Consider the following 26864-nt stretch of genomic DNA (forward strand, 5'->3'; position numbering starts at 1 on the left):
GCCGTGCCCAGCCAGGCCGGGCACAAGCGGAAGGTCGGCAGCTTCACGCAGGCACAGCGGTGGCAGGCGACCCCGCAGAAGCACGCCGAAGCAGACCATGCCAGCCGCAGTTTCCCTAACCACTCAAGCAAGCACGAAAGTGCCGGCCGCGAAGGTACTCACCAGCCTGTGGTCGATCTGCAAACCTGACAAACCAACCTGATCAGCGCCTACGACTGAGCTAGTGCTTATGCCCACTCCCGCAGTTCGGGTTCAGACATCCGTATCGACCGCACAGACGGCACGCTCCCAGTGGCGCTCCGCACATTGGGCATTTCATTAGAACCCCCGAAGATGCTTGTACATCGAGTAGACGCCGAACCTCGAAGGCTGTAACCGTGCAACAGCCCGATACGGTGTCTCTGCCAAGGTCACACAAAGGTCGCCTTGACTGGCAGGGCCCTAAGACCGTTGCAGCTGGCTACGAGGCTGTCCACAGACCACGCTGTCGCCGGACCGCGTCTCGCTGCGTCACCGCGGGGACCTGAGGACCTGTCACTCTGCAATCCGAATGGGCCATGCACTTACGGACGGTGGGGATGCGTTGGCTGTGCGTATAGGGTGTTGAGTCCGACCATGCTTGAATGCCGGACGTGCGGCGTCCGTCTCCGGCAAGATGACAGTCGTCTAGCTGATCTTCGTAAGGATTGTTGTGAGCACTCTCGGTAGCTTCATCTGGTCGATCGCCGACCAGCTTCGGGGCCCTTACCGCCCCAACCAGTACGGCAACGTGATCCTGCCGCTGACGATCCTGCGTCGCCTGGACTGCATCCTCGAACCCGACCGCGAGACGGTGCGGCAGCTGGCTGCGAAGTTCGACAACCCGAACCGGCTCAAGGTCGAGGTCCGCAAGGCTACCGGCCGCTCGTTCTACAACACCTCGAAGTACTCGTTCGCGAACCTGCTCGCTGACGCGGACGGCCTCGCCGACAACCTCACCGACTACATCGACCGCTTCTCCGACGACGTCGATGTGTTCACGTACTTCAAATTCAAGGAAGAGATCGACGCGCTGGAGGCGGCCGGCCTGCTGCGCGAGGTCGTCAAGTCCTTCGGCGCCATCGACCTGCATCCCGACGTCGTGTCGAACTCGGATATGGGTGATGCGTTCGAGTACATCATCCGCAAGTTCAACGAGGCAGCGAACGAGACCTCCGGGGACCACTACACCCCACGCGACGCGATCCGGCTCCTGGTCGACCTGCTGTTCGCGGAGAAGGACGCCGACCTCACCGAGGCGGAAATCATCCGGTCGCTCTACGACCCCACTGCGGGCACCGGCGGCATGCTCTCACTCGCCGAGGAGCACCTGCTCGATCACAACCCAGACGCTAGCCTGACCTTGTACGGCCAGGAGTACAACCCGCAGTCCTACGCCATCTGCAAGTCCGACCTGCTCGCCAAGGGGCACAACGCAACCAACATCGCGTTCGGCAACACCCTGACCGACGATGCGTTCAAGGATCGCCAGTTCGACTTCTGCATGTCTAATCCGCCCTACGGCGTGGACTGGAAGCAGTACGCCAAGGCAGTCAAGCAGGAGCGCGAATCCGCGGGTCCATACGGCCGCTTCGCGCCCGGTCTCCCCTCCACCTCTGACGGGCAGATGCTGTTCCTGCTGCACCTGGCCCACAAGATGCGCAAGCCCGAGGACGGCGGCGGCCGGGCGGGGATCGTCATGAACGGCTCACCGCTGTTCAACGGCGCCGCCGAGTCCGGCCCGTCGAACATCCGCAAATGGCTGTTGGAGAACGACCTCGTCGAGGCGATCGTCGCGCTGCCGACCAGCATGTTCTTCAACACCGGCATCGCCACCTACATCTGGATCCTCGACAACACCAAACATACCGACCGCAAGGGCACCGTCCAGCTCATTGACGGCTCAGGGTTCTGGACCAAAATGCGCAAGAGCCTGGGCGCGAAGAACCGCGAGATCAGCGGCGACGATCGCGCGAAGATCGTCCAGCTCTACGCTGACTATACCGACGCCGACCCCGACACCTCCAAGGTCCTGCGCGCCGACGAGTTTGGCTACTGGACCGTCACCGTCGAACGCCCACTCCTTGACGGCGACGGCAACCCAGTCACCGACCGCAAGGGCAAACGGAAGCCGGACGCTAAGAAGCGCGAGACCGAGAACGTGCCCTTCACCTACGGCGGCTCTACCGCCGGCGAGGCCGGAAAGCACGACGTCGTCCAGGCCTACTTCGACACCGAGGTGAAGCCGCACGTCCCCGACGCCTGGATCGACTGGACCAAAATCAAGGTCGGCTACGAAATCCCGTTCAACCGGCACTTCTACAAGTACGTGACACCCCGGCCGTTGGCTGAGATCGACGCCGATCTAGAGAAGCAAGTCGCGAAGATCATGGATCTTCTTCGGGAGGTCGAAGCATGACATCAGTGCCTTCCTATTGGAAGCGTGGGCGAATCAAGTGGGACACGGCCATGATCGCTGGTGCCACGCCGTCGACAGAGGAGGCTGGTTTCTGGCTTGAAGGTGACGATCCGAATGGAACTCCCTTCGTTAGTATCGCCGACATGAGCCGCCGCGAGCACGTCTCGGCAACGGCAAAGTCACTATCCTCGGGCGCCCTCGAATCTCGTAGCATGCCCATCGGCCAGCCGGGAACCCTGCTATTCGCGATGTATGCGAGTGTCGGAGAAGTAGCGTTTCTTGATATCAGCGCTACTTGGAATCAAGCCCTTCTCGGGATCACGCCCGACCCCGACAAGGTCGACTCGCGGTTCCTGCGATATGTGCTCCTTGACATGCGGGACGATTTGCTCCGGGACGTTCGGAGCAATACACAGTCGAATCTCAACGCCAGGCAGGTCGGCGACATCTGGTTTCGGAGACCACCACTTCCTGAGCAGCGCGCCATCGCCGACTACCTCGACCGCGAGACCGCCCGCATCGACACCCTCATCGAGGAGCAGCAGCGCCTGATCGAGATGCTCCGCGAGCGACGCTCAGCCGTGCTCTCGTCGTCATTGGAACCGACGGGCGCGTGGGGCTGCTATCGGATCAAGTACATCGGCGAGACAAGTCTGGGCAAGATGCTCGACGCGGGCCGCGCGATCCGAGAGGGTGACGAGCTCAGGCCGTATGTACGCGCGGCGGATGTGCGCGCTAACGGGTCTGTGAATCTGGTCGACCTCAACGAGATGCCGTTCTCAGCCGACGAGATGGCAACCTTTGACCTACGCGCGGGGGACGTGCTCCTGATCGAAGGCGGTGCGACGGTCGGGCGGCCCGGTTTCCTCTTCGACGCGGCGCCGGGAGTCGCGTTTCAGAAGACGGTCAACAGGCTCCGAGTTGGGGGCCGTGCGGACCCGCGATTCGTCTACTGGTCGATGCTTCGGCTGTACGAGTCTGACTATTACGCGAATCACTACAGTTCCGTGTCCTTTGTTCACCTGACCGGTGAGAAGCTCCGCGAGATCGAGTTGAGGCTGCCTGCACTCGACGAGCAACGGCGGATTGCTGCCCACTTGGACGAGCAAACCGCAAAGATCGACACGCTCATCGAAGAGTCGGAGCGGTTCATCGAGCTGTCGAAGGAGCGTCGGTCGGCCCTGATCACCGCTGCCGTCACCGGCCGGATCGACGTGCGGGAGGCTGCCTGATGGCCGATCACAACGAGTTCGTCTTCGAGTCCGAGATCTGCGAGTACCTCCACTCTCACGGCTGGCTGTACTCGGCCGACGACACCGGCTACGACCGCGAACGTGCCCTGTTTCCGGATGACCTGTTCGCGTGGTTGGAGGCGACGCAGAAGCCCGCGTACGAGAAGGCATTGAAAGCCGCCGGTTCGCAAGCGAAGTTCCTGGACGTGCTGACCACGGCCCTGAACAAACCCCTCGAACACGGCGGCGGAACGCTCAACATCCTCCGCAACGGTGTGCACTACATCGGCGGCGGCAAGTTGAAGATGGCGCAGTTCTGGCCGGAGACGTCGCTGAACGCGACCACGAACGCCGAGTACGCCGCGATGCGGGTGCGGGTGATGCGGCAGGTGCATTTCTCCACCGCCGACCAGCGCAGCATCGACCTGGTGTTCTTCGTCAACGGGCTGCCGGTGGCGACCGTGGAGTTGAAGACCGACTTCACGCAGTCGCTCGACGAGGCGATCAACCAGTACCGCAAGCACCGCAACCCGCAGACCAACGGGCGCGCGGAGCCGCTGCTATCGTTCGGGCGTCGGGCACTGGTGCACTTCGCGGTCTCGAATGACCTCGCGGCGATGACGACCCGCTTGGAGGGCGAGAAGACGCACTTCCTGCCGTTCAATACGGGTTGCGACGGTGGGGCCGGGAATCCGCCCGCTGCGGACGGGAAGTCCGCGACCGCGTACCTGTGGGAGCGGGTCTGGGAGAAGCACACCTGGCTGAACATCATCGGCCGGCTGATGATCGTGCAGACCAAGGACGAGTGGGACATCACCACCGGCACTTCCGTGCGACGCACGAGCATGCTGTTCCCGCGGTTCCACCAGTGGGAGGCAGTCACGAACCTCGCGGCCGCGGTCGCCGAGGAAGGTGTCGGGCACCGATATCTGATCGAGCACTCGGCCGGGTCCGGGAAGACCAACACGATCGCCTGGACCGCGCACCGGCTCGCGCGGCTGCACGTCGACGACGAAAAGCTCTTCGACTCGGTGATCGTCGTAGTCGACCGGACAGTCCTGGACGGACAGTTGCAGGAGGCGATCCGGCAGATCGACGGCTCCGGCAAGATCGTGGCCACGATCAGCCCCGAGGATGTCAAGAAGGCGGGGGCGAAGTCGAAGTCCGGGCTTCTCGCGCAGGCGTTGAAGAACGGTGAGCTGATCATCGCGGTGACGGTGCAAACGTTCCCGTTTGCCCTCGACGAGATCCGGACGCATTCCGGGTTGAAGGGCAAGAAGTTCGCGGTCATCGCCGACGAGGCACACTCGTCGCAGTCGGGACAGATCTCCTCCAAACTCAAGCAGGTGCTCACCGCCGACGAGATCAAGGAGATCGAGGACGGCGGCGAAGTCGACGTCGAGTCGATGCTGGCGGCGGAGATGACCGAGCGGGCCGAGTCGCCGAACATCTCCTACCTCGCTTTTACCGCGACCCCGAAGAACAAGACCCTCGAACTCTTTGGCCGCAAGGGTCCGGACGGCAAGCCGGTCGAGTTCCACCTCTACTCGATGAAGCAGGCGATCGAGGAGGGCTACATTCTCGACGTCCTGAAGGGTTACCAGTCCTACGAGACCGCGTTGCAGATCGCGGGCAACGCGACCAGCGCGGAGGACGAGGTTGACGAGGCAGCCGCTCGCAAGGGCCTGATGCGGTGGGTGCAGTTGCACCCGACGAACATCGGCCAGAAGGTCCAGATCATCGTCGAGCACTTTCACACCAACGTCGCGTACCTGCTCGACGGCAAGGCGAAGGCGATGGTCGTCACCTCCTCCCGCAAGTCCGCGGTGAAGTACAAGAAGGCCATCGACGCTTACATCGCCAAACGCGCCGCCGAGGACCCGGCATACGACTATCGGACGCTTGTTGCCTTCTCCGGAACCGTGTCGATGGCCGAGAACGAGGAGTGGGGTACGGACTGGGGGCCGGCGCCCGTGAGGGACGACGAGTTCACCGAGGCCAACTTGAACCTCGGTGCGGGATCCGACCTGGCCGCAGCGTTCGCGGGTGAGACCTACAAAATCATGCTGGTCGCGAACAAATTCCAGACCGGGTTCGATCAGCCGCTGCTGTCGGCTATGTACATCGACAAGAAGCTCTCCGGCGTCACCGCAGTGCAGACGCTGTCGCGGCTCAACCGAACGCACCGCACCGCAAGTGGGGAGCAGAAGCGCAAGACGTTCGTCCTGGACTTCGCGAACAAGGCCGAGGACATCAAGGAAGCCTTCGAACCGTACTTCAAGAACGCGACGTTGGAGACCGAGACCGACCCGTACGTCGTCGTCCACCTTGCCACCAAGCTAGCGCAGGCCGGGATCTACAGCATGGACGAGGTGCGTGAGGTCGCCAAGTTGTGGGTCATACGCAAGGGAAACAACGCCCTTTCGGCGGCGATCAGCCCAGCAAAAGACGAGTTCGAACGTCGCTACGCCAGGGCAAAAGAGGAAGACGACAAGGTCACGCTGAACGACCTAGACCTGTTTCGCAAAGATGTCTCCACGTACGTACGGCTCTACGACTTCATGAGTCAGATCGTCGACTACGCCGACCCGTACCTGGAGGAACTATCGATCTTCCTGCGGCTGCTGGAGAGGGTGATCGCCGAGTCCGCCTGGTCAGCCGAGGTCGATCTCTCCGACGTCGTCCTGGTCGGTGTGAGGCACACCAAGGCCAGCACTGTCGACATTTCACTGACCGGCGACGGCGAGCTGAAAGGCATCAGCGCGGCGGGCACCGGCGCGAAGAAGGAGCCGAAATACGTAGCGCTCCAGGTCGTCATCGACAAGATGAATGACCTCTTCGGAGCCGAATCTTTCGCCGAGTCCCAGGTGCGGGAGTTCGTGCAAGGAATCGTCGCGGGGCTCCTGGAGAACCCTGACCTGGTCAAGCAGACCAAGGTGAACTCGAAGAAGCAGTTCATGGAGTCGCCTGATTTTCAGGTGGCGGTCACGACTACGGTCGCCGAGAACCAAGAGGCCCACAACACAATGGCTGACTACTTCTTCAGCGATGGGCCCGGTATTAATGCCGTTATCGTGGCGCTTGCGGACGCCTTCTACGAGGCAGCGCGTGATCAGCAGTCGGCGGGAGAGCAGGAGGGCTAACGCCAGCGGGGACAGTGCCGGCGAGGCAGTTCCACCTATCGTCCCGAAACTTCCAACTGCGCAGGTAAATCGGATGAAACCGACCATTTGGCGCAACTGGTATGCGACTCAGGGCAGAAGTGCGGAGGCTTCGCCACATGTTCAGCCGTCCGAATGTTTCCGTGATCAACAACCTCCGTGTCCGTGGTTTGCTGTTTCGTGGCTGTTCGTATTTGACCCAACTGGCGGATTCCGAGCGCGATAGGAAATGTGATAAAAGTTAGGGGCTTATTTTTCGCTGCTGGACATCAGGCTGGGGGACATGGTCGAGGCAGGAAACGTAGCGGATGAGGACACCGAGCCTGTCTTCCAGGGGATCCCGGAGCCTTGCTCGTCGCAAATGGTCCTGCTTGCTCCCGCGATGCAGGGGGCTCCGCAACTCACTCCACGGCAGTATCTTTACCACTACTCTGACGACGAGTGGGAGGAATTCACGGTCGAGTGGGTCCGCGCTCTGCAGTGGCCGTATGTTCTTGTGCAACGCATGGGTGGGTCCGGGGACCGAGGGGCGGATGTCGCTGCGTGCCTAACAAGGCAAGGAACCAACGGCGACTGGCACTGCTATCAATGTAAACATTACAGCGAGCCGCTCCGCCCCTCAGAAGCCTGGCCAGAAATGGTGAAGATCTTTGCGGCCAAGGTCCAGGGTGTGTACGAGCTGCCAAGTCGCTATATCTTTGTGGCGCCGAGGATCAGCTCGTCTCTTTCACGCCACCTGGCAAACCCTGCGACTTTAAAGAAGGAGTTCTTTAAAGCCTGGAACAACGAAGGGGCAAAGAAGCTTGGCGCTGGCCTGAGTCCTGGTGACCGCGCAGCGGTCGAGTCCTTGGCTCGGGAAACTGACTTTTCCATGTTCGCGGCGCCGGACATAGCGTGGATTCTCGACCTCCATAGCTCGACTCCGCACCATGCCCGTCGTTTTCCGAAACCCCTCAAAGAACGTCCTGCAGTTGAGGGGCCGCCGGCTGACCAACGCGAACACGAGGCAGTTTATGTGCAGAAACTTCTTGCTGTCTATAACGAAAAATTCGGTCTGCAATTGAAAACCATTCGCGATGTTCGTGACGATGCTCGGCTGCAGGGACACTTCACACGTCAGCGGGAGGCGTTTTATAGCGCTGAAGCGCTCCGGGTATTCGCACGTGAGAGCGTTCCGGATGAGACCTACACGGCAGTAGAAAAGGATCTCTACGAAACCGTTGTTGAAGTCGAGGAGCTTGAATATGAACTTGGCTTCGAGCGGTTGCAGAACGTCCTAAAATCTGCCGCAGAGTATAAAGTGAACTCGGGTAATATCCTCGCACCATATGTGACTGCCCAGGACCGAAAAGGTCTGTGTCATCACCTCGCGAATGACGGCCGACTGACGTGGTGCAAAGAGGACCCACTATGAATCCGTTGAACAGTCCTATCGAAGTCGGGATTCGGGCCTTGGTCCTCTTGGTTGAATGTTTTCCCGACTCCCTCGATGTCGCTCAGCTCGTCTACCTCGATCACGCCATGGTGCACAGCGGTCACCACGACGGTGGGCCGCCTAGCCTTCATCCTGAGCTGCCCATTGGGCCTGGAGAACTGGGAATGCGTCGCCATCTCATAGATCAAGGTCTCGCCGTCTTGATGCGAGCCGACCTAGCGGAAATGCTTGCGACCGAACGAGGGCTCGTTTACTCCGCGACTGATAAGGCGACCAGTTTCCTCGATGTCTTCGAAGCTCCCTACGTTGGTCAGCTCAGAGAACGCGCGGCTTGGACGACGTCCATCCTTGAGATCGATGAAGCTGACGTTCGGGACGGAATGAATCAAATCACTCGAAACTGGATCGACGGACGAAGCGTCGAGGCTTCCGGATATTGGAAGGGAACAGCCCCGTGAATGCCATGACGTTGCTCCACCTTACTTTTGTTGGACCTGGCAAACAGTCGGCCGTTGTCGAATTCGGGCGGAAGCTGACCGTCATCTATGGCGCCTCAGATACGGGTAAGTCGTATATAGTTGAAGCTATCGATTACATGCTTGGCGCAAGCAAGCTGAAGGACATTCCTGAAGCTAGCGGCTACAGCCACGTGCTCCTTGGCATGCGCCTTCCGTCGAACCAGACCGTAACTCTTTGTCGATCGTTGAGTGGTAAGCAGGTCGACCTCTATGAGGGTGACGTCCGATCACTCGATGTCGAACGTCCAACGAAGACGCTTCCCGTGAAGCATAGCGCAAAAAGCGAAAATCTGTCCCGGTATCTTCTTTCTTGTGTCGGGGCGGATCAGCGCAACCTGCTGAAAAACCAGCGTGGTGAAACGCTATCGCTCAGCTTTCGGTACTTTGCCGCATTGAGCGTCGTAAATGAGACGCGCATGGCTTCTCAAACATCGCCAGTTCTTACTAGTGGACAGAAGACTAGTGCTACGGCGGAGAGGTCAGCGTTCCGGTACATGCTTACTGGTGACGATGATTCCGGACGGGTTTCACGAACGAGCGATCTGGAAAAGCGTGTCAGCAAAGGAAAGCTTGACTTGCTGGATCAGGTTATCGCGGATTCCGGAGACAGTCTAACCAGCAGCGAATCCGAGTCAGAGCTGCGGGCGAGGCTGGAACGTCTCGACGCTGCTCAAGCGAGCATTTCTGTCGTCGCTTCAGATCTGGTGGATCGACGTTCAATCCGGTTGCAGCGAATTCGGCTGCTTGAGGAGGATGCGGCTGAAAACCGTGGCCGAGCTGGTGAGGTGCAGGTACTCGTTTCCCGCTTCGACTTGCTGCACGATCAATATGAGTCCGATCTTGCGCGCCTGGAAATGGTTTCCGAAGCCGGAAATCTTCTTGGGTATTTTCGTACGGGGACTTGTGCGTTCTGCGGTGCCGCCCCTGAGTATCAGGATGCCAGTCACCGAATAAATGAGAACACGCGGCTGCAGTATTCAGTATCGGTGGAGAAACGAAAAACCGGTGAGCTGAAACACGATCTGCTTCTTACTATTGGGGACCTCCGTGGAGAGCTTTCTATCCTTGAGGAAGAGCACGCTTCCCTCCAGGAGGAACTAAGCTCAGTTCGTCGCGAGGTAGCCGAGATCGACGAGTTGCTGGAACCGGTAAACACGGATATGGATGAAGTTCAGGCGTCTCGTGCTCAAATTCACTCGGACCTTGCTGTCTACGCCCAAATAAGGCGACTCAAGGAGCTGAGGCACGGGTTGTCAAATATTTCTGAGTTGGAGTCTCGGGTTCGCCCCGATGAAATACCAACCGCTGACATTGTTGAATTCGAGAGCGCAATCCAGGGTGTTCTGCGTTCGTGGAATGTTCCTGGAGCGAGCCGCATCAATTACAATCAAAATACGGCGGAGATTACCGTGGATGGGCGCCCTAGGTCGAGCCGAGGTAAGGGGATGCGGTCGGTGATCCATGCTGCATTTTCGACTGCTCTTGCTCAGTATTCGGCTGTCCGAGGCTTGCCACACCCTGGGTTCGTTGTGCTCGACTCGCCGATCCTTACGTACCGGGAACCGCACGAAAACGACATTGAAATTCCAGCGAACGTTGTTGAGAATTTCTACGATCGGCTCCTTAGTGACAATCCGTGTCAGGTCATTGTAGTTGAGAACGGCAATCCGCCGGCCAATTTGGGTGACGCCACGGTTTACGCGTTCAGCGCGGATGGATCCGATCGCACCGGGTTCTTCCCGGTGTAGAAGTCGTCCGGCTTCGTCGATAGCCCCTGCGGGGTGGTTTCCAGGTACTGGCGGAGGCCTTGAGTATGGTCGCCGGCTCCCGTGCTTTGATTTAGTCGCAGAGGGCCGGCGCGCAGTCCCATGCGGTACATGACGATCTTGGCTGGCCCGAGGTGGGAACTCCGCTGCAGGTGGACGATCTTGTCCACCACCTCGGCCCGTGTCGCGTGCAGACAGGTCCGGGGCCCGACCGATCTCGCAGGCCGTCGACGCCCTCGGACTCGAATCGGTGCAGCTACTTACAGTACGTCGGACGACTGATGCCGAAATACCGGCATGTCTACGTGACGTTGAAACTGACTTCTTCCACATGCTGCAAAACCGCGAGGACTTTGAGGTTCGGCTTAGGCTGCATTAGAAGAGAGTAACGTCTCGGGGCGTGCACGCTCGCTGTGATCTGTGACTCCTACATGCGAGGGATGCGCAGCCGCCGGGTTGGGTTTAACCGCAACTGCGCCCACTTGGGCTGTTGGATTTCAGCGCGCAAATTTGGCGATATAATTGGCAACCACCGTAAGCTCGGTGCCGTGCGCACCGATTTCGTGACGCGGCATTCCGTAGGATCCTACCGATCCGCGTTACAAAGTCGTCTACAGCGAGGCAAGTCGTTTTTGCTGTCGTACAGAACCGATTGAAGCAGCCATACGTTTCGCTTGGATGGCTTCAGCTCGTACCGCTTCTTCGTCGCCTATGGCTGTCAGCGCTGTTGCCAGGTCGACTCGTAGTGCAGTTTCAGCGCGAGTGAAGCTGATGTCCAGTTCGTCCAGAGCGTGCGACAGTACGCCGACTGCAGCCGGATCGGCGAGGTGGGCGAGAGCGTGCCCTCGCCAGCGGGTGAGGTGTACCGAGTCGAGCGCCACGTATGGGCCGGTGGTGTCCGCTGGTTCGCTCGGTAGAAGTTCAGAGGCAGTATCAAACGCGCCGAGGCACTGGGATCGTTGCTTAAGTGCGGCGAGAGCTTCTCCGTTGGCGGCGGCGAGCCAGGAGCGGAGAAGTGGTGGGCATTTCGAATCCGCCCGCCTACGGCTGTCATGCAACAAGTCGATGGCCTTCTTAGTTTCACCGAGATCAAGAAGTACGAAGGCTTGCTCGGCTGCTGTGTGGATCACGTACGACTCGGCGTCAGCTTCCCATGCCGCGTGTTTCGCTCGTTCGTAGTGCTGCCATGAGTAGTGAATTTTGCCGAGGTCGAGGGCTTGCCAGCCTGCGAGCGTGTGGAGTTCGGTGAGGATGACGGCGAGTTGTTTGCGCGTGTGTCCGGGCATGCTGTGAGCGAAGAGTTTCTCGACTTGGTTGGCTTTGGTAGCGACTTCCTCGTGCGCCACGATCGCGCCGAGTTGCCGATCGACGCGCCGTATCGAGTCGAGCTGTCCGCGCAGAAGCTCCAAAAGAGTCCCGTCAATTCGACGCGAGACGTCGAGCATCTGTCGTAGTTCGGCGGTCTCGTCGTCGCACTGCGGCGGTGACAGCAGTTCGTCGATCGACAGCTCAAAGATTCGTTCGAGCAGGCGTGCTGTCACCGCTCGTACTGGTCCGAGCGGCTGTCCGTGGGGTCCGCGTCCTGTGATCAGCCGTTGTAGGTGGCGGAGGCTAAGTGTTCCGGGTTCGTCGTGCTCGCGGGCGAAGCGTTCCGCGTACTCGGTGAACTCTTCGAGTGTCTGGCGTCGTTCCCTGATCTTCTGTTCGAGCACCGTACGAGGCGGTCGCACCGTGTCTACCCCCGTCCGCTCATGCACGTCGTTCGCATGTCGTGTTGATGTCGTTCCACCAATATTGGCTAGTTGAGACGCTTATTTCAGTGTGACACGCCGCTGGCCGGCTGGTCACACGTCAGTCCGGCGGCGGCGCCCTCTCCGCGCTTCGGCGCCGTCGCCGGACGCCCGGGCGTGGCCGTGCCGATGGCCCCCAGTCGGGCACGGGCCGCGTGCGTACCGAACAGACATCGACGTACAGGGACAGCCATGCACCCGTTTCGCTGGACACCCGCTGAGGGGAAGCGACATGCGACGACCGACCGCCGCCGACTTACTGGGCGCTATCCGGTGTCCGAGCAGATCGAGACGCTGTGCGGCCAGTCCGTCGAGGTCGCCGAGCCAAGCGAACTGGCGTGGTTGTGGGAGACCTGCGTCAGCTGCAATGAGAGTGCGCATCTGCTTGCGCCGAGCGAGTCATGACGACCCGCTCGGCCGCTCTGGCGGTGTTGCTGCGCAAGACTCAATGGTTGCTCGACGATCTCGCGTTCGAGATCGGAGCTGGGCGAGCCAACCAGGTCGACATTGCCTGTGTGATCGACCTGCTCGAATCCGTGATCGCGCTGCTTCGGGAGGAACAGCAGCAGACACCGCACGTCATCGACGGCGCCACGGAGACAGATCGGGACACGTAACCGCACCAACCTCTCCAGGTTGGCGACGACACCACGAACGGGTCGGGTGGGACGGGTTCGTAGTAACCCGTCCCACCCGTCCCATTTCTTGTCTTCCCTGTTCAGCGACCTTTTCGGCCTGTCCCGCCGCTGAGGACGGGTTCATAGGTCGGTGACGGGTTACGCCCTCGCCGTGACACCTACCCGTCCGCGATCAAACGCGCTGCCGGTGTGCACCAGCCGACAGCCACATCACAACGGCAGGTGGAGGTACTGCCGGGCCGCCTGGTTGGTCTCCACGTGATGGTCCTGGGCGGAGTGTGCGATGCCGTTGTACACGAGGTCCCAGAGTTTGCGGTTCGACTCGATCACCAGGCAGGTCGTGACAACGATCCGTTCCGACCGGTCCTTCAGCACGAGATCGAGCCGCCCCGGTCCTGTGTTCACCTTGACCTGCTTCAGATCGTAGGTATCGACCCAGTGCTTGCCGTCGAAGTACCAGTCCGCCCCAGCCGCGATCACTCGGCCGCGGAACTTGAAGTACATGATGGCAACGAAGGCGAGAGGCCACGGCCACACGTACCACGCCAGCAGGCCTTGCATCGTCCAGTTCTGAAGTGCGGCCAGCGCAACGATTCCGATGGCGACGACGACAGCGGAGATCAGGACCGGCCCTCGACGAGGCTGGTACCACTCCAAGGTCGGGCCACGCCCTTCTGGCGGTTTCGGCTTCCGCTTGCTGTTGGTCTCCCGTGACCGCTCGTCGGGCTCCTTACCCATGCTCTCCACCAACGGAGCGGCGGGCGGGCGTGGTTGCCCGGTCTGCGGGTCCGGTTTGGGCGGTAGCTGGTCAGTGCGATCCATACCCGTCCGATCACGTGATGTCGTGCCAGAGGTCGCTGGCACCCTTCTTCATGTCGTCGTAGTGGTTGTCCATGAACCAGCTCACGCCGGCCGAGACGACAACACCGGCACCGATCGCGGCCAGGGTAGCCGGACCGCCTGCCACGCCGAGGGCGACCAAGCCGACCTCGGCCCCCACGAACGCGCCGGTGGAAAGAGCAGTGCTGCTGACGTTCGAGACGACAGCCTTGTCAGCCGGTGTCCCGTTCGCGATCGAAACGCTGGTACTCACACCGGTGAGAGCAATGGCCGAGTAGGGAAACGCCTTGGCGACCGAGCCCACTCCGCGCAGGAAGCCATTCGACCCCTTCGCCGCCAGTTCCTCGCCAGGAGCAGCAGCGATCATGGCCTTCACGCTGTCCGGCAAGGGAACATGCCGGTCGATCGCCCAGCTGCTGAGCGTGTTGGTGGTGGCGCGCATGGTGGGAAACTCGCGCTCGAAGAAGATCATCCGAGCCACTGCACGCCGGTCAGGTGACATGTTCGGGTTTGAAGCGATGGCCTTGGCCACGGACGCCGCGCGACCGAGTCTCCGGGCCTCGTCGCTGTACTTCGCCACGTTGGCATTGGGGCTGCTGGCCAAGGTCCGCATGATCCCGAGCGAGGTGAATAGCAGCCCGCCCTTGACGGTCTCCAGGAGAGTGCTCGATTCGCGTACAGCTTCTTGGAAGCGGTGGTGAGCGTCGCGTTCGTCCTGCCGAGCTTGATCCACCGTCGCGGATGCCTCGTCGAATGCCTTCTTCTTGGCCTGAAAATCGGCCAGAGCCGCACCATGTGCGGCCATCGCATTCTGGTGCTGCCCCGATGCTTCCTTCGAGGTCGGGCCTTGGGGCGCGGCCGGCGCAGGTCCCGGTTCTGGGCCAGGAGGCAGAATCTCAGCGTTGGTGACGGCGAGTTTCCCCTTCTGGGCCAACTCCCGCGCCTGGTTCACCCGGCTGATCACTCCGTCGAGGTCCTGGGCGAGCCGGTCGTGGGCACCCGAGATCTTCCGCGCGGCCGTCACGACCGTGTCGATCGTTTTCGCTGATTCTTTGATGAAGGTGCGCCCCTTATCGGCGGCGTCACCTTTCCACGCATGCTCAGACTCGCCCGATGTGCGGTGTATCGAAGCGGCCTCGGTGTCCAGCAGATCAGCAAGTTGCGTGCACTTGGTCGCAGTGTCACGCAGCGATTCCGGACTTCCTTCAACTCGCGTGCTCACGCCGCCCATGAGCCCTCCCGTGAATGCTTGGCGGATCGCAATCGTCTTTAGCTCGGGTTGATCTGAGAGATTCGTTCCGCGCCGGCGTGGTCGCCGGTCACGTACTCGTCGCGGACTTGCGTCACCCGCTCAACGAGCTCATCGACGGCGTGTACCGTTCCGGCGGTTTGTTCCAGCAGCAGCTCAAGGGCTTTCGCGGATGCCTCAGTGGACTCCCCCGCATCGGCCGGATTCGGCAGGTTATCCGCGCCACGGCCCATTGCATCGCTGCTACGCCGCATGGAGCCGATGATACCCGTCAGACTGTCCGGGTCTACGTAGAACTTGTCCCCCATGATTCGTCCTCTCTCAGTCGTCCTTCCGGGTTTCCTCCGGCAGCAACGCATTCCACAGCACGACCTCGGCCGAAGTGGTGCGTTGAACTTCCTCCAGCTGTTGCCGATAGACGGAAACCCAGGGCTGCTGATTCCCACATGCGCTGAGAAGCAGGTCCAGCGACTCGTAGCAGAGCAAGGCCAGCTGATCTTCTTCGGTACGCCGCAGCTCCAGCTTCACGTCGGCGCTACCGGCCTGAACTCGTTCGGACGGAATGAATACCTGCTGACGTGAGCCCTCGTCGGGCTCGTCCTCCATATCCGAATTGTCTGCGCCGATTACACCCGACATGGCCGCCGAGTCAGGAGCGGCAAAAATATCTTGCTCCCTCTTTTCCCCGTAGCGCACGCAGTACCTCTCGTCGTCTCTTGGCGATTCGCCCGAGGCTCCCATACGTGCAGTCAGACCCGGAACCAAATCGGCGAAATGTGGTCTCGCCTATAGAGCATCGCCAATTTCATTCTTCTTCGGCGCTATTTTCGGCTGTGGCCGTACGTAGATCAGCGGTGTAGTAGCCGCGAATTTGTCGAACTGCCCCGTCCTCAGATACCGCTCGACCGCGCCGAGGATGGCAACCGCAGTCACCCATCTGCCGCCCGAACATCGTCGGTTCGACATCGAGGGCGTCGACGAGTTCGGCGGTCGGGACGAACTCGCGGTTGTCGAGGTCGTCACCGAGGTAGTCGAGCACCGACGCCAGTGGCTCCGGGATCGTCGCGGGGTCCTCCGAGGCCACCAGGCCGCTGCCGAGCGCCTTCAGCACGGCTGCCGGGTCGACGGCCCGCTGTTCGTCGTCGCCCGCGGCGTGGCCCGTGAGCGTTCCGGCTTCCTGTCGCAGGGCGCGGCCACGCTCGCAGATCGTGCGCCAGTCCGGGTTGGCCATGAAGTACGTCCGCACCGTCTTCGCGATCATGTCCGCGCCCGTGTCGGTGTCGGCGTCCGGACGCAGGATCCCGACTCCCTTGTGTCCCGGAAGCAGCGTCGACGCGTCGAATCCGCGCGTGTTCATCTGCTCGCCGAGGACGATGTTCGAGTCCCGCCAGTCCATGACCCGCAGGGCGAACCGCGATCCCAGCACCGCACGGAGCCGGGACGGGATCGTGTTTGAGTCCGGCCGCTGCGTCGCCAGGATGACGACGATGCCGACCGCCGGCCCCTTACGGGCGAGGTAGGTCAACAGGTCCGCGATGTAAGCGCCGAGCGTGCTCTTCTTGCCTCCTACGTCCTCCCTCGCAGGGTTTTCCAAGTAGACCTGGACCTCGTCGATGATCACGGCCGTGATCGGCATCCCGAGATCGCGATCCCGCGAGATCGCTGGGGTGATCTTGGATTCCGGGCACAGCTCGTCATCCAACGCGGACATTCGGGCGTAGCGTGCCTGGACCTCCGCGACCAGCTCGACGAGGTGGTCCCGGATCGTCTCGGCGTGCTCGATCTCGTCGCCGCAGACGAACCGGTGCGCAACGTTCGCGGCGGCTTCCCAGTCCTTACCTCCTTTGCCGTCGAAGACGTACAGCCGCGCATGCGGGTCGAGGATGAGTCCCGCCGCAGGTAGCCGGGTCGCGAACGTCTTCCCTTGTCTGGGAATCGCTCCGATCAGCAGCGAGGTCCACACGAGCTGCATATCCACCCGACGACTCCGTGCGTCCCGCCCGAACGGGATCGGCTGCCAGGCATCCCAGCGCTCGACATCGAGCAGCGGGAACCGCAGCGGCGGACCGGCGTACGGATCGCTGTCGGCCACCCACAGGAACACCCGTCCCGCGTGCCCGCCACGGCCGCGGACTCGCTCGACGATCAGCTGCAGCTCGTCGACCGCCAGAGCCGACGCCAGTGCTTCCCGGTTCTTGATCACGTCGGCGGCCTTGCGAGTCGCGGGGAGGTCCACCGTCACGGCCCACCCCGCTCCATCGTGAGTGGCTCGCTCGACGAGCCGCAGCGACTCGTCTTTGCCGATCAGCTTCGCGTCGCGGAACGCGTCGACGAGCATCTGCGGATCCATCATCCACGTGAGGGAGCGCGGTCCGGACAACGTCGGGGTGCGGCCGGGAGCGCCGTCCTTGCGTCGACCGAACACGGCCATCCCAAACGCGACGACGGCCGCCGCGATCCACAACGCCCGTCCGCCGTAGAGCAGATAAACGACGGCTCCGGCCGTAACGACCGCGACCACGGTCATGCCGGTGACTTTCCAGCGGAACAAGGTGAGTTCGCGGATCTCGATGAACTTGTCCGCGAGCTTCTCGGACTGCTCCGCGGCTTCCCGGTAGTCGTACACGCGGACCCACTTGCGCCAGGTCAGGAACACCGCGACTGCACCACGTCCGACTGCGCCCACGAACCACCACGGCGACCACAGCAACACGCCCGCGAGGCGCAGCAGAGCGTTCTTGGCAGCGTGCCGAGATTTCAGCGCGGGCGGCACGTGTCGTGAACGCCGCCACCAGTTCATGAACCTCTGCCACCGGGTCAGGCTCGGAGTCTGCGGGACGTCGTCGATCAGTTCGGCGTCGAACACGGCCGACTCGACCGCTCCCGACTGCCGCTGCGCAGGCAGGGATTCGTCGTACGTGCTCATGCCTCCCCCTCACCTACTTCGGACGCGAGCGCGGCGGACAGCCGCGACGACAATCCGCGCGAACAACCGGTGACCTGCCGAATCCATGCCGGGGTGACGGTCACTTCAGGGGTCCACGACTGGCGGGCGCGTTGCAGGTACTCGTCGAAGGAGATCCGTCGAGCGGCTGTCCGGACAGGCTCGACTGCTTCCGGCACGGTGCCCGCGATCGTGTCCGCCTGGTGTTCACGGGCTGCGCGGATCGCCTCGGTGAGCTTGTCGCGGAGATCCGTCACGGCCTCAGCCGCGACGAACACGACCAAGGGCGGCACGGAATGCAGCACGACCATTGCCGTATGTCCGGCCGCGAAGGCGTCCCAGGTGTTCATCACGCACGTGGCGGCGAGCGTGAACCACTTCGCCGTTCGCACCCACCCGCCGGTGCGAACCCCGTAGCGCGCCGTGACCTGCTCGGCGCGCAGGATCGCCAGCAGCACCAGCGAGACCATCGGATCCAGTAGCCAGGCGGCCCACCACTGCAGGGAGCCGACCGGCGAGCCGGCCGCGGCGAACCGCTGCACGTTGGTCATCGTGAACGCCAGCCCGAGCAGGATCCCCGCCCAGCACAGCCGATCGACCTGCCGTCGCACCTGTTCCACGGATTCGGCCGGACCGGGGACGGACGGAAGCCGCCCGTCCCCGGCGGCGCTCGACTGCCGGGCGCTCATCGACGCTGCCTCGTGCGCCGGTGGTGCCGGTCCTCGGTGGTGACCGTGAGCGCCCGCACCAACGTGAACGCCGTGATCAGCGCCGGAACCGCCAGCACAGCGAGCAACAACCCGGTCTCGCGGCTGTGGTGGATCACGAGCCACTGCACGGCAACGATCACCGCAGCCGTGACCAGCACTCGCCCGGTCAGCGACACCATTCGGGACCCGGCGTGCGCCGCTTCGGCGGTCCGCCGCGCCATCCGCAGGCTCGAATGCCAGATCGCGAAGACCGCGACCAGCAGCCCGACACCCACCAACGTCTCCATCGGCGAGAGATCAAGCGTCGTCATCGGTGTTCACCTCCTCGGCGGCGAAGTCGTCTTGTCGTCGATCGGCCCAGATCACGAAGAGCTCGCGCCGGTCCGCGTCCGACAGACCGCCCCAGACGCCGATGGTTTTCGCTCCGTGCAAGCGGAATTCGAGCTCGATGCAGACGTCCTGCACCGTGCAGCCGGCGCAGAGGTCGGCGGCGAGCTGCCGATCCGGGTCGGGCCCGCCCGGGTCCGGCGGACTGTCGTCACCGACGACCCACATGCACGGGTCGTCACGCATGACGATCTCGGCGAGCACATCGGTGGGGACCGCGCGAAGCCGGTCGAGGCGGACGGCGATGTCGTTGAGACGGTCGTTCATCGCGCACCCCCGGTCATCCGAGCTACCTCGGCGGCGGCACGCTGGTCGGCCGCCAGCCGAGCGACGTCGACGCACCCGCCGGACTCGCTCGCCGCCGCAGCGAGCCGGTCGACGGCAGCAGCGGGAACGACGTAACGAGCGCGGACCCGGACAGCGGGAAAGCCGTTCTCCCTAATCGCCCGGTACAGAGTTGACGGATTGCACCGCATGATTCGGGCGGCTTCCCGAACCGTGTAGAACGTCGGCCTTTCGACGTTCTCGTGACCGAATGTCATGTGAAGTCCTTCGCATAGGAACGCCTATTTTGGCGACTTATAGAGCTGGTATTAGCGCTGCTTGGCACGCGAGAAGCGAAACGCGGTATTTCTGAGCTGAGTGGGAACCGCGGAATCGCGTGAAGGCGTTAATCTCGGCGTCGAAGCGGAGCGCGGAGGAATACGTGTCGGAGGATTGGGCTGCGGTCGCGCGTGCGATCGATCAGCGAACGCGCGAGCTGGGCTTGCGTCAGCGTGACGTGGCGAAACGCGCGCAGGTATCGCAGGCGACGGTGCGCGAGTTGCAGCGACACACGGTCGTACGCCGCAGAAGCACGCGGACGCTGGAAGCGCTGTCGCTCGCGCTCGAATGGCACCCTCGGCACCTGCTTGCCCTGCTGGAAGGCCACACGCCTCCCGCTGTCGACGACCCCGTTTTCCCCGAGGACGACGTGCCAACTCGGCTCGACGCGATCGAACGGCACCTGCGGGAGATCACGCACCAGCTCGACGAGCTGAACAACCGACTCCGGGACGACCGTGACGGCAAGCGAGCCGGGTAGCCGACTCGGATCCGAAGCGGCCGGCCTCGCGGCGAGGGCGGTTTCAGTCGTTGTGCGCATGCCTCCAAGAAACGGCATCCGAGCGCGTTTTTGCAGGTGGCGCGGGTTAACCGCCGCCCTATTAACCGCGATTAACTTCCCAGGTCAAACCCGTTATTCGGCATGGGTGAGGCGATGACCGGAACCCCTTTGCAGCGCGTGCGCAAGCAGCTCGGCTACTCCGCAGACGGCGTGATCCGGCTGCTGCGGCAGCGCGCCGACGTGCGCGGCGTCCGGGTGATGACGGGAGCGAGCCTGAAGACAAAACTCTCCCGCTGGGAGAACGGACACGAGCAGGTCAGCGAGCCGTATCAACGCCTGTTCCGGGAGATCTACGGCCGCACGAACAAAGAGCTCGGCTTCCCAGCCGATGAGGAAGACGACGACGCGGCGGAACTGCGCGCGCGGCTGGAGATGGCACGCACCGTTGACGCGGACACCATCGCCATTTTCCGACGGCAGATCGACGACGCACGACGGCTCGACCGAAAGTTCGGCGGGGTGACGCTGCTCGATCAGCTGCGTGGCACGATCGACCAGGTCGAAAGCCTGCTCGGCTACAACACCATCGGCGGCAAACGAGAGCAGCTCGCCGGAGCGCTTACCGAAGCATCCACATTGGCCGGTTGGGAAGCGTTGGATCGCAACGCGATCAGCCAGGCATGGCAGCACTACGAGCGCGCGAAGGCCGCGGCCCGCGAAGCGATGTCTCCGGCGTTGCTCGCACACGCGATGGCCGAACAAGCCTTCATCTTGGTCGACATCGGGGAAGCAGCTTCAGCAGTCGAGCAGGTCGAGCACGCGCGCCAGGCTGCCGAGAACGCCGCTCCCCCGCTGCTGCGTGCGTGGCTCGCGGCAGCAGCCGGCGAGTGCCTCTCCGCCGCTGGTCAGCGAGGCGAGGCCCTCCGCGCGTTCGACGCCGCAGACGCACTGCTCCCGCCCGAGCCGGTCGACGCCGAGCTGCCGTTCCTCTTCCTTGGCGGATCCCACCTCGACCGGTGGCGAGGGAACGCCCTCGGCAAGCTCGGCGAGCCGGAAGCAGTCGACCAGCTCACCGACGTGTTGCCGCGCGTGCCTGAAGCGTTCGTACGCGCGCGAACGGGACTGCTGGTCGATCTCGCGTTCGCGTTCGCTGCATCCGGAGACAGAGACGCCGCGCTCGACCATGCACGGCAAGCGCGGCGTCTAGCGTCTCGAATCAAGTCGGACCGGCAGCTACGGCGTCTGGACGGGCTGATCCTGCCCGGCAGCAGTGCCGCGTGACGTCAGGTAGTAGAGCAGCGCCACCAACGTCCCGGAACCGAGCAGCTCTTGCCGCTGTGCCAGCTCCGTGACGCGCGACAACGGCACCCACTCGACCCGCCCGACCTCCTCGGTCTCGGTCGGCTCACCGATGTGCTTCGCACCGCGCCACAGGTACACGTCGATCGGCGCGGTCACTTGTCCCGGCAAGGGCTCGAAGGTCACCAAGTGTTCGCCGTCCCCGATCGGCTCCCAGCCGCTCTCTTCAGCGGCCTCACGAGCGGCAGTCCCCGCCGAGTCATCACCGTCGTCGACCATGCCGCCCAACAGCTCATACCCCCACTGCTCGGTCGGGAACCGGTACCGCCACAGCATCAACGCCCGATCCTGCTCGTCAACGATCAAAGCGATCGCGATCCGCGCCAGGTGCACCACGTGGTACTCCCACCGCTCACCATTCGGCGCCTCGACATCAGCTAGCCCCAACCGAACCCACCGGTTGTCATAGACCAGCCGCTCCCCGTAGGTCTTCCATGCTCCGCGCTCAGTGCTCACGGCCGCAGCGTACGGGGCAAACCAATCACCAGCTGCCTCCTGTTGGCGCCCTGCACGCCGCGTAGGGCGCCACCGGAAGCCGGACAGGCTGGTACCGATCAGGGGACGAGCTTCTTACACCTGGGGCATGGCTTGCCAGGTGGCCCCAACTTCAGCGCTTCTTCCCAGGCTAAGTCGAGGATCGAGTACTCCAGCTTTAGCTTCTTGTTGCACAATGCGACCACGTCGACAGGGTGGTCCGGGGCAATCGCGTGTCGGTATCCCATGCCACGTTCGTCCTTCTGCTGCGTAGACAAAGCCTGAAGGTTCATGCCGTCTTGCGGTTCTACTGAGTAACCGACTGCGTACCTCGTCATGTAACAACACTCGATGGCTAGCTAAGACTCCGACAGAGGAAATAGTCCTCGCCAGCCTGGAGGAGATCTCCGGGCTGATCGAGAACCTTGACGATCGACAAAATTCCCTCTTCTGCCGCTCAAGTCCAACCGTGTTCGTCTCACCTGGTGGCACTCCCACCACTCACCGTTCGGCGTCTCAACGTCAGCCAACCCCAACCGCACCCACCGGTTGTCATAGACCAGCCCTCCCCGTACGGCCTCCAAGCTCCGCGCTCAGTGCTCACATCCGCAACCTACGGTGCCCGAGACGCGTACCTACCCTTGCATTTGGGTCGTATAACGTGATCACGAGGCCGACCTTCCTGAGTATGATCTCGCTCATGGGATACCGTCGCAGACTTGCTAATCGATCGAAGCGGCCGCTGCGAAAGCGTACAGTTGCAGGAAGGCGAAATCGGGAACGCAAGCGAAACCCTCGCGAGCGAAATGACACTCCACTCCCCGCCGACCTGCGAGGAAATCGGCGACTTCCAGGAGCCTTGAAATTCTTCTCTGGAGTCGGAATAATTCTTGTTGGATTGCATGTTGGCTGGCTTTCGTGGGATGCATACAAGAGCGGCGTTCCTGGCTCCCCAAGAGTGCAAAGCGTTCGCGGCTATCAAGAGCCAGAAGATGTAGCACTGAAGCCTAGTAGGTCTTTTATGGACGACCTCAACGGGTTTTTTCTTGGAGTCGAGCCCGATCCCGTCATCCAGCTATATCACCCTCCAAACGTGACCGGGTCGATCGCACTGAAGTACGGATTCGAGGATGGAGCTGGCATCCAAGAAGTGGATTTGAGCGCTGCGGTCAATCCCGATCAGCGGGAATATTTCTTGGTATTGCGTCTCACGGGTGGTGCGGAGTTCGATCGGAACGCTTTAAGAGAGTCCATCGAAGATCTGAATTCGCGACCAGGTATCACTGCCACACAGCTGCCTGGAACCCTACCTGGATCACAGTTAGTGCTAGTGAGAGTAGCCCCTTCGCAGACTGAGAGCCAAGGTGGAACGGGTGCCGTCAATCTGTACCTGTCTGGCCAGATGAAGGCTTCGAGGATCGTTAAGCATAACGCAAGGATAGTGCTCTCGAGCCCAGATCTCGGACGACCCCGAACGTGTCACTTTCTGGACGAGAATTGGCTGAATGAAGAACAGGATGGGGATACTTTATCCAGCAAGGTGGAGTCGCGGATCAGCGAGTGCGCGCCTGCGCTACGGACCATTGCACCACAGAAGATCGAATCGACAGGTGGTGCATACCCAAATGTCCGCCTTGATTCTGCCGACCCGGCTCCCATTCAGGATGGAAAGACTCAATGGGAATCAGATTCCGACTTCACGGCTTCCGCTAGCTACGTCCTGATCGATGAGGAATCGCGAGGCCAAAGCAACATATTTTTCGCCGGCGTGGGCGCAGGGATTGTAACCGGAATAGCCCCGATTGGAATTCAGTTAATCTTTGCAGGATTTATTCAGCTCTGGCGGCCAGCAAGGGGGTCCGAGCTGGCTTGAATCCAAATCTCATACTGGGCTTCGCCCGCGTCAGCACAGCTATAGATTTTACGAACTATTTCGTTTTGGCATTCGGCTCCCCAATATCTCAGCTGCCTTCCGGTCCGACGCCGCCACCCACGCCGCATAGACCCTAAGCGTCGTCGCTCCTCCTCCCCCGTGCCCGAGGCGGCCGGAGACAGTCGGAAGATCTACGCCCGCCGTCAGCAACTCCGTCGCGGAGTAGTGACGCAGGGCGTGTAGGTGGGTATCAATGCCGAGGCGGGTCGCCATCTTCTTGTAGCGGGGTGTCATGGCATTTGGCGAGTACGGCTGGGTGTGGTCCGGTGTCTCGACGCTGCTGAAGACGAACAGGTCTTCCCGGAACTCAGCACCTGCCTCCTCCACTCGCTCGGTTACCCGCTCGCGTTGTTCTCGGAGCAGGGCGACCGTTTCCGAGTCGAGTGCGATGCGGCGACGCTGGTGGGTCTTGGTGTCCTTCTCCTTGCCTCGTACCCAGTTTCGGTGGACCCATACGACTTCCTGGTCCAAGTCGATGTGGGAGAAGCGCAGTGCGGCCAGCTCGCCTCGGCGCATGCCGGTGGTCATGGCAAGCCAGACGAGGGTGCCCCAGTCGTCGTCGACCCTGAACGCTTCCTCGGACAAGCGTGCGGCCTCGGCCGGGGTGGGCGGTGTGGGTTCGGGGCGCTTCTGCTTCGGCTTGCGGGCGACGCGGGCTGGGTTGGAGTCGATCCACTCCCAACGTTCGGCCGCGTCGAGGGTGCCGCTGATGATCGCGTGAATCTGCCGGACCGTCGACTGAGCCATCGGGCTGCACGCGTGGGGACGGCACTTCGCCTTCTCGCAGTCGTGTTCTCCGGTCTTCCGGTGCTCGACGTACGGCTTGCCATCGCACCGCGCCCGGCAGCGGCGCAGCACCGAGTAGAAGGTCTCCAGCATCCGCGCCGAGATCTTGTTGACGGGTTGCTCGCCGAGCGCAGGGATGATCGTTCGGTTGATGTAGCCCCGGTAGGTGTTGCTGGTGCTCTCCTCGATCTCGTTCGTGCGCATCCACTCGTCGAGCGCGAACGAGAACTTCACCGACGACGTCGCGGTCTGCTGCTTGTCGGCCTGGGCCAGCAGCTTGTTGAGCGCCTTGTTCGCACGCTTGTGCGCGGCCTTGTCCGTGCCCTGGATGGTCTCGCGGAGATAGACGCGCTTGCCGGTCACCGGGTCGATGCCGGCGTAGACGATCACTCGAAGTGTTCGGGCGCGTTCTTCGATGCGTCCCCGAGAACGGTCTTCCCTGGGTGCGTGCGTCATGGCTGCGAGGCTACTCGCACCCAAAACCGCACCCAGGAGAAAACGCGCTCGCCAAATTCGGCCGTCTGGCCTGCTCAGATGTGGGGCAGGTGGGACTTGAACCCACGACCTGACGGATTATGAGTCCGCTGCTCTGACCAGCTGAGCTACTGCCCCGTGGGGTGCTCGGTATCGGCGATCGTATCGAGGGCGTCACTGAGCGAGGTCGCCGGGTGTTCCGGCCGGACGGCCCATCGTGATAATGGGCGGAACGGCGGAAAAGGCAGCGCATCGGGGTTGCGTCGGTTGGTCTACCGATCTTCGCGAGGCGGAGTCGGAATCAGCACTCCGAGGGATCGATCGAACCGCGTTCGCACAGGTGAGCGCGTTGTTGTTCGCCGCTGGTCGGTTCTTGGCCGCAGGCCGTGCCGCATTGCAGATATCCCGGCAGCTCGTCATATTCCGCGAAGGAGTGCGGGTATCCGGAATCTTGCTGGAATTGCTGGAATTCTTCGCCGGCGGTCCCTCGCTCCACGCGCGACTCGGTGGGCGCGGGCGGCGGGGTCATCTCGGTCGGGGCGCCCTCGCAGGCGAGCAGCGCCACCGCGAGAGCAGTGGTCGCGATCGGTCTGCTCATCACCGCTCCTCCGCCTCGGACGCTCCAGGGACGCACGAGTATCAGGGCAGCTGCGGCGGTCCGCGACCGCAGTGATCGGACCTGGCACGACGAAGGCCCGGCGCCTGTGGGGTGCGCCGGGCCTTCGAACGAGGTGCCGATCTCGTCAGCCGAGCAGGCGGAAGAGGTCGAACGCCCCGGAAAGTTGACCGATGACGGCGATCGTGGCCATGAGCGCCCCGAGCGCGGCCACCGTCAGCACGGACATGATGATCAAGTACACGACCGCCTTGATCGGCTTCGGCAGCTTGCTCACCGAATCCAGATCGGGCAGCGTGAAGTGCGGTTCCTTGCCGATCCCTGGTGCGGACATCTGACTCCCCCGTCCCTTGTCAGTTCCCTCGGACGACGACCTGCATTCGAGGGACGAAGCGCGAACGGAAAACCGTTGCGCCGAATCGCATCACGAATTCGTCTCGGTCAGAAATCGATCGAATCATCCACCGCGGTCGGCCCCTGCGGCTCCGCGCGCCGCGAGGGCTTGACACGAATCATCCGCACCAGAGCCGTCGGCCGCGAGCCGAATCAGGACGACATCGCGCATTTCGACCCTGGATCGTTATCCGGCCGGTGGTCCGCGGCGTGCGGACCGGCGATGCTGATGGATCGGGGTGCCGCCACGCTGGAACACCGCCGACCACACCATGATTCTCGCATCCGCCACCTTTGATCTTCGTCCGGGTGGCACTGCGCCGAAACCGCCGATCGGGCTTCGAACAACGTTCGGGATCGCACCGCCCGATTCTCGTTCGGAATCGATCGACCTGGTTCGAATGCGAATTCGAGGCGAGAACTCCCGAGGCCGGGAACGGGCGGCATCGATGCGATTCCGCGATTTCTCCGCGCCCGACGAGCGAACCCGCCGGATCGCCGGAGCGAAGCCGACGTCCCACCCGGGCGTCCGCTAACCGGAAGGGAATCAACCTGATGGGTGCATGACCGAGCACCCGTTCGGTGGCAGACTACGCCCGCAAGTGAGCGTGACGTGA

The 26864-nt window shown here is 62.3% G+C and carries 25 protein-coding genes and 1 tRNA gene; 11 read left to right on the plus strand and 15 right to left on the minus strand.

The window, feature by feature from the left end; translation table 11 throughout:
* The first annotated feature begins 691 nt into the window (after positions 1 to 691).
* From AB0J78_RS24050 to AB0J78_RS24075, 6 genes are all read left to right on the plus strand, one after another.
* Complete coding sequence (locus tag AB0J78_RS24050; RefSeq protein ID WP_363792635.1) at positions 692 to 2437, plus strand: class I SAM-dependent DNA methyltransferase; 1746 nt, start codon at positions 692 to 694, stop codon at positions 2435 to 2437.
* A 50-nt stretch (positions 2438 to 2487) separates the two neighbouring features.
* Entirely contained in the window at positions 2488 to 3669 is a 1182-nt protein-coding gene (locus AB0J78_RS24055; RefSeq protein ID WP_363792637.1) for a restriction endonuclease subunit S, read from the plus strand.
* Positions 3670 to 3803: 134 nt separating this feature from the next.
* Positions 3804 to 6812 carry a type I restriction endonuclease gene (locus AB0J78_RS24060; protein WP_363792639.1) on the plus strand — a complete coding sequence of 1003 codons (3009 nt, stop codon included), beginning with the start codon at positions 3804 to 3806 and terminating at the stop codon, positions 6810 to 6812.
* A gap of 301 nt (positions 6813 to 7113) precedes the next feature.
* Positions 7114 to 8244, plus strand: a complete 1131-nt coding sequence (locus AB0J78_RS24065) for an ABC-three component system protein (RefSeq protein ID WP_363792641.1) — start codon at positions 7114 to 7116, stop codon at positions 8242 to 8244.
* Positions 8241 to 8723: an ABC-three component system middle component 2 gene (locus tag AB0J78_RS24070; RefSeq protein ID WP_363792643.1), complete on the plus strand. Its 483-nt coding sequence runs from the start codon at positions 8241 to 8243 to the stop codon at positions 8721 to 8723. The genes AB0J78_RS24065 and AB0J78_RS24070 overlap by 4 nt, the downstream gene beginning before the upstream one ends.
* Positions 8720 to 10531, plus strand: a complete 1812-nt coding sequence (locus AB0J78_RS24075) for a hypothetical protein (protein ID WP_363792645.1) — start codon at positions 8720 to 8722, stop codon at positions 10529 to 10531. Before AB0J78_RS24070 ends, AB0J78_RS24075 begins: the two co-directional genes overlap by 4 nt.
* Before the next feature lie 629 nt (positions 10532 to 11160).
* On the opposite strand, the gene AB0J78_RS24080 is transcribed toward AB0J78_RS24075, so the two are convergent.
* Positions 11161 to 12261: a hypothetical protein gene (locus tag AB0J78_RS24080; protein ID WP_363792646.1), complete on the minus strand. Its 1101-nt coding sequence runs from the start codon at positions 12259 to 12261 to the stop codon at positions 11161 to 11163.
* A 270-nt stretch (positions 12262 to 12531) separates the two neighbouring features.
* On the opposite strand from AB0J78_RS24080, the gene AB0J78_RS24085 reads away from it, so the two are divergent.
* Positions 12532 to 12744, plus strand: a complete 213-nt coding sequence (locus tag AB0J78_RS24085; RefSeq protein WP_363792648.1) for a zinc finger protein — start codon at positions 12532 to 12534, stop codon at positions 12742 to 12744.
* Positions 12741 to 12956: a hypothetical protein gene (locus tag AB0J78_RS24090; RefSeq protein WP_363792650.1), complete on the plus strand. Its 216-nt coding sequence runs from the start codon at positions 12741 to 12743 to the stop codon at positions 12954 to 12956. The genes AB0J78_RS24085 and AB0J78_RS24090 overlap by 4 nt, the downstream gene beginning before the upstream one ends.
* 231 nt (positions 12957 to 13187) lie before the next feature.
* Here AB0J78_RS24090 and AB0J78_RS24095 read toward each other — a convergent pair whose 3' ends face one another.
* The 9 genes from AB0J78_RS24095 to AB0J78_RS24135 form a co-directional block, all read right to left on the minus strand.
* Complete coding sequence (locus AB0J78_RS24095) at positions 13188 to 13715, minus strand: hypothetical protein (RefSeq protein ID WP_363792652.1); 528 nt, start codon at positions 13713 to 13715, stop codon at positions 13188 to 13190.
* A gap of 94 nt (positions 13716 to 13809) precedes the next feature.
* A complete protein-coding gene (locus tag AB0J78_RS24100; protein WP_363792654.1) occupies positions 13810 to 15048 on the minus strand; it encodes a hypothetical protein in 1239 nt (412 codons plus the stop codon).
* A gap of 38 nt (positions 15049 to 15086) precedes the next feature.
* Positions 15087 to 15374, minus strand: a complete 288-nt coding sequence (locus tag AB0J78_RS24105; RefSeq protein WP_363792656.1) for a hypothetical protein — start codon at positions 15372 to 15374, stop codon at positions 15087 to 15089.
* Between the two features lie 13 nt (positions 15375 to 15387).
* On the minus strand, positions 15388 to 15762 hold the full coding sequence (locus AB0J78_RS24110; RefSeq protein WP_363792658.1) for an SAV_915 family protein: 375 nt from the start codon (positions 15760 to 15762) through the stop codon (positions 15388 to 15390).
* Between the two features lie 109 nt (positions 15763 to 15871).
* Positions 15872 to 17992, minus strand: a complete 2121-nt coding sequence (locus tag AB0J78_RS24115) for a cell division protein FtsK (RefSeq protein WP_363792660.1) — start codon at positions 17990 to 17992, stop codon at positions 15872 to 15874.
* Positions 17989 to 18630, minus strand: coding sequence for a hypothetical protein (locus AB0J78_RS24120; RefSeq protein WP_363792829.1), 642 nt, complete (start codon positions 18628 to 18630; stop codon positions 17989 to 17991). Before AB0J78_RS24120 ends, AB0J78_RS24115 begins: the two co-directional genes overlap by 4 nt.
* A gap of 65 nt (positions 18631 to 18695) precedes the next feature.
* Positions 18696 to 19031, minus strand: a complete 336-nt coding sequence (locus tag AB0J78_RS24125; protein WP_363792662.1) for a hypothetical protein — start codon at positions 19029 to 19031, stop codon at positions 18696 to 18698.
* The gene (locus AB0J78_RS24130; protein ID WP_363792664.1) at positions 19018 to 19374 is read right to left on the minus strand and encodes a WhiB family transcriptional regulator; all 357 of its coding nucleotides are present in this window, start codon (positions 19372 to 19374) and stop codon (positions 19018 to 19020) included. The genes AB0J78_RS24125 and AB0J78_RS24130 overlap by 14 nt, the downstream gene beginning before the upstream one ends.
* Positions 19371 to 19649 (minus strand): helix-turn-helix domain-containing protein, encoded by a 279-nt coding sequence (locus AB0J78_RS24135; RefSeq protein WP_363792666.1) that lies wholly within the window; start codon positions 19647 to 19649, stop codon positions 19371 to 19373. The genes AB0J78_RS24130 and AB0J78_RS24135 overlap by 4 nt, the downstream gene beginning before the upstream one ends.
* Positions 19650 to 19813: 164 nt before the next feature.
* On the opposite strand from AB0J78_RS24135, the gene AB0J78_RS24140 reads away from it, so the two are divergent.
* A complete protein-coding gene (locus AB0J78_RS24140; protein WP_132626241.1) occupies positions 19814 to 20191 on the plus strand; it encodes an XRE family transcriptional regulator in 378 nt (125 codons plus the stop codon).
* Between the two features lie 174 nt (positions 20192 to 20365).
* Positions 20366 to 21493, plus strand: a complete 1128-nt coding sequence (locus AB0J78_RS24145) for a tetratricopeptide repeat protein (RefSeq protein WP_363792831.1) — start codon at positions 20366 to 20368, stop codon at positions 21491 to 21493.
* On the opposite strand, the gene AB0J78_RS24150 is transcribed toward AB0J78_RS24145, so the two are convergent.
* Entirely contained in the window at positions 21446 to 22027 is a 582-nt protein-coding gene (locus AB0J78_RS24150) for an NUDIX hydrolase (RefSeq protein ID WP_363792668.1), read from the minus strand. The two genes, AB0J78_RS24145 and AB0J78_RS24150, sit on opposite strands and share 48 nt — an antisense overlap.
* Before the next feature lie 1039 nt (positions 22028 to 23066).
* On the opposite strand from AB0J78_RS24150, the gene AB0J78_RS24155 reads away from it, so the two are divergent.
* Positions 23067 to 23918: a hypothetical protein gene (locus tag AB0J78_RS24155; RefSeq protein ID WP_363792670.1), complete on the plus strand. Its 852-nt coding sequence runs from the start codon at positions 23067 to 23069 to the stop codon at positions 23916 to 23918.
* Between the two features lie 48 nt (positions 23919 to 23966).
* Here AB0J78_RS24155 and AB0J78_RS24160 read toward each other — a convergent pair whose 3' ends face one another.
* The 4 genes from AB0J78_RS24160 to AB0J78_RS24175 form a co-directional block, all read right to left on the minus strand.
* A complete protein-coding gene (locus AB0J78_RS24160) occupies positions 23967 to 25220 on the minus strand; it encodes a site-specific integrase (protein ID WP_363792672.1) in 1254 nt (417 codons plus the stop codon).
* A gap of 81 nt (positions 25221 to 25301) precedes the next feature.
* A tRNA-Ile gene (locus tag AB0J78_RS24165) sits at positions 25302 to 25376 on the minus strand.
* Positions 25377 to 25539: 163 nt separating this feature from the next.
* Positions 25540 to 25836: a hypothetical protein gene (locus AB0J78_RS24170; protein ID WP_363792674.1), complete on the minus strand. Its 297-nt coding sequence runs from the start codon at positions 25834 to 25836 to the stop codon at positions 25540 to 25542.
* Positions 25837 to 25981: 145 nt separating this feature from the next.
* Positions 25982 to 26188, minus strand: coding sequence for a hypothetical protein (locus AB0J78_RS24175; RefSeq protein WP_363792676.1), 207 nt, complete (start codon positions 26186 to 26188; stop codon positions 25982 to 25984).
* Between the last annotated feature and the right edge of the window lie 676 nt (positions 26189 to 26864).

It is taken from the genome of Saccharopolyspora sp. NPDC049426, assembly GCF_040676935.1.
Lineage (GTDB): Bacteria > Actinomycetota > Actinomycetes > Mycobacteriales > Pseudonocardiaceae > Saccharopolyspora.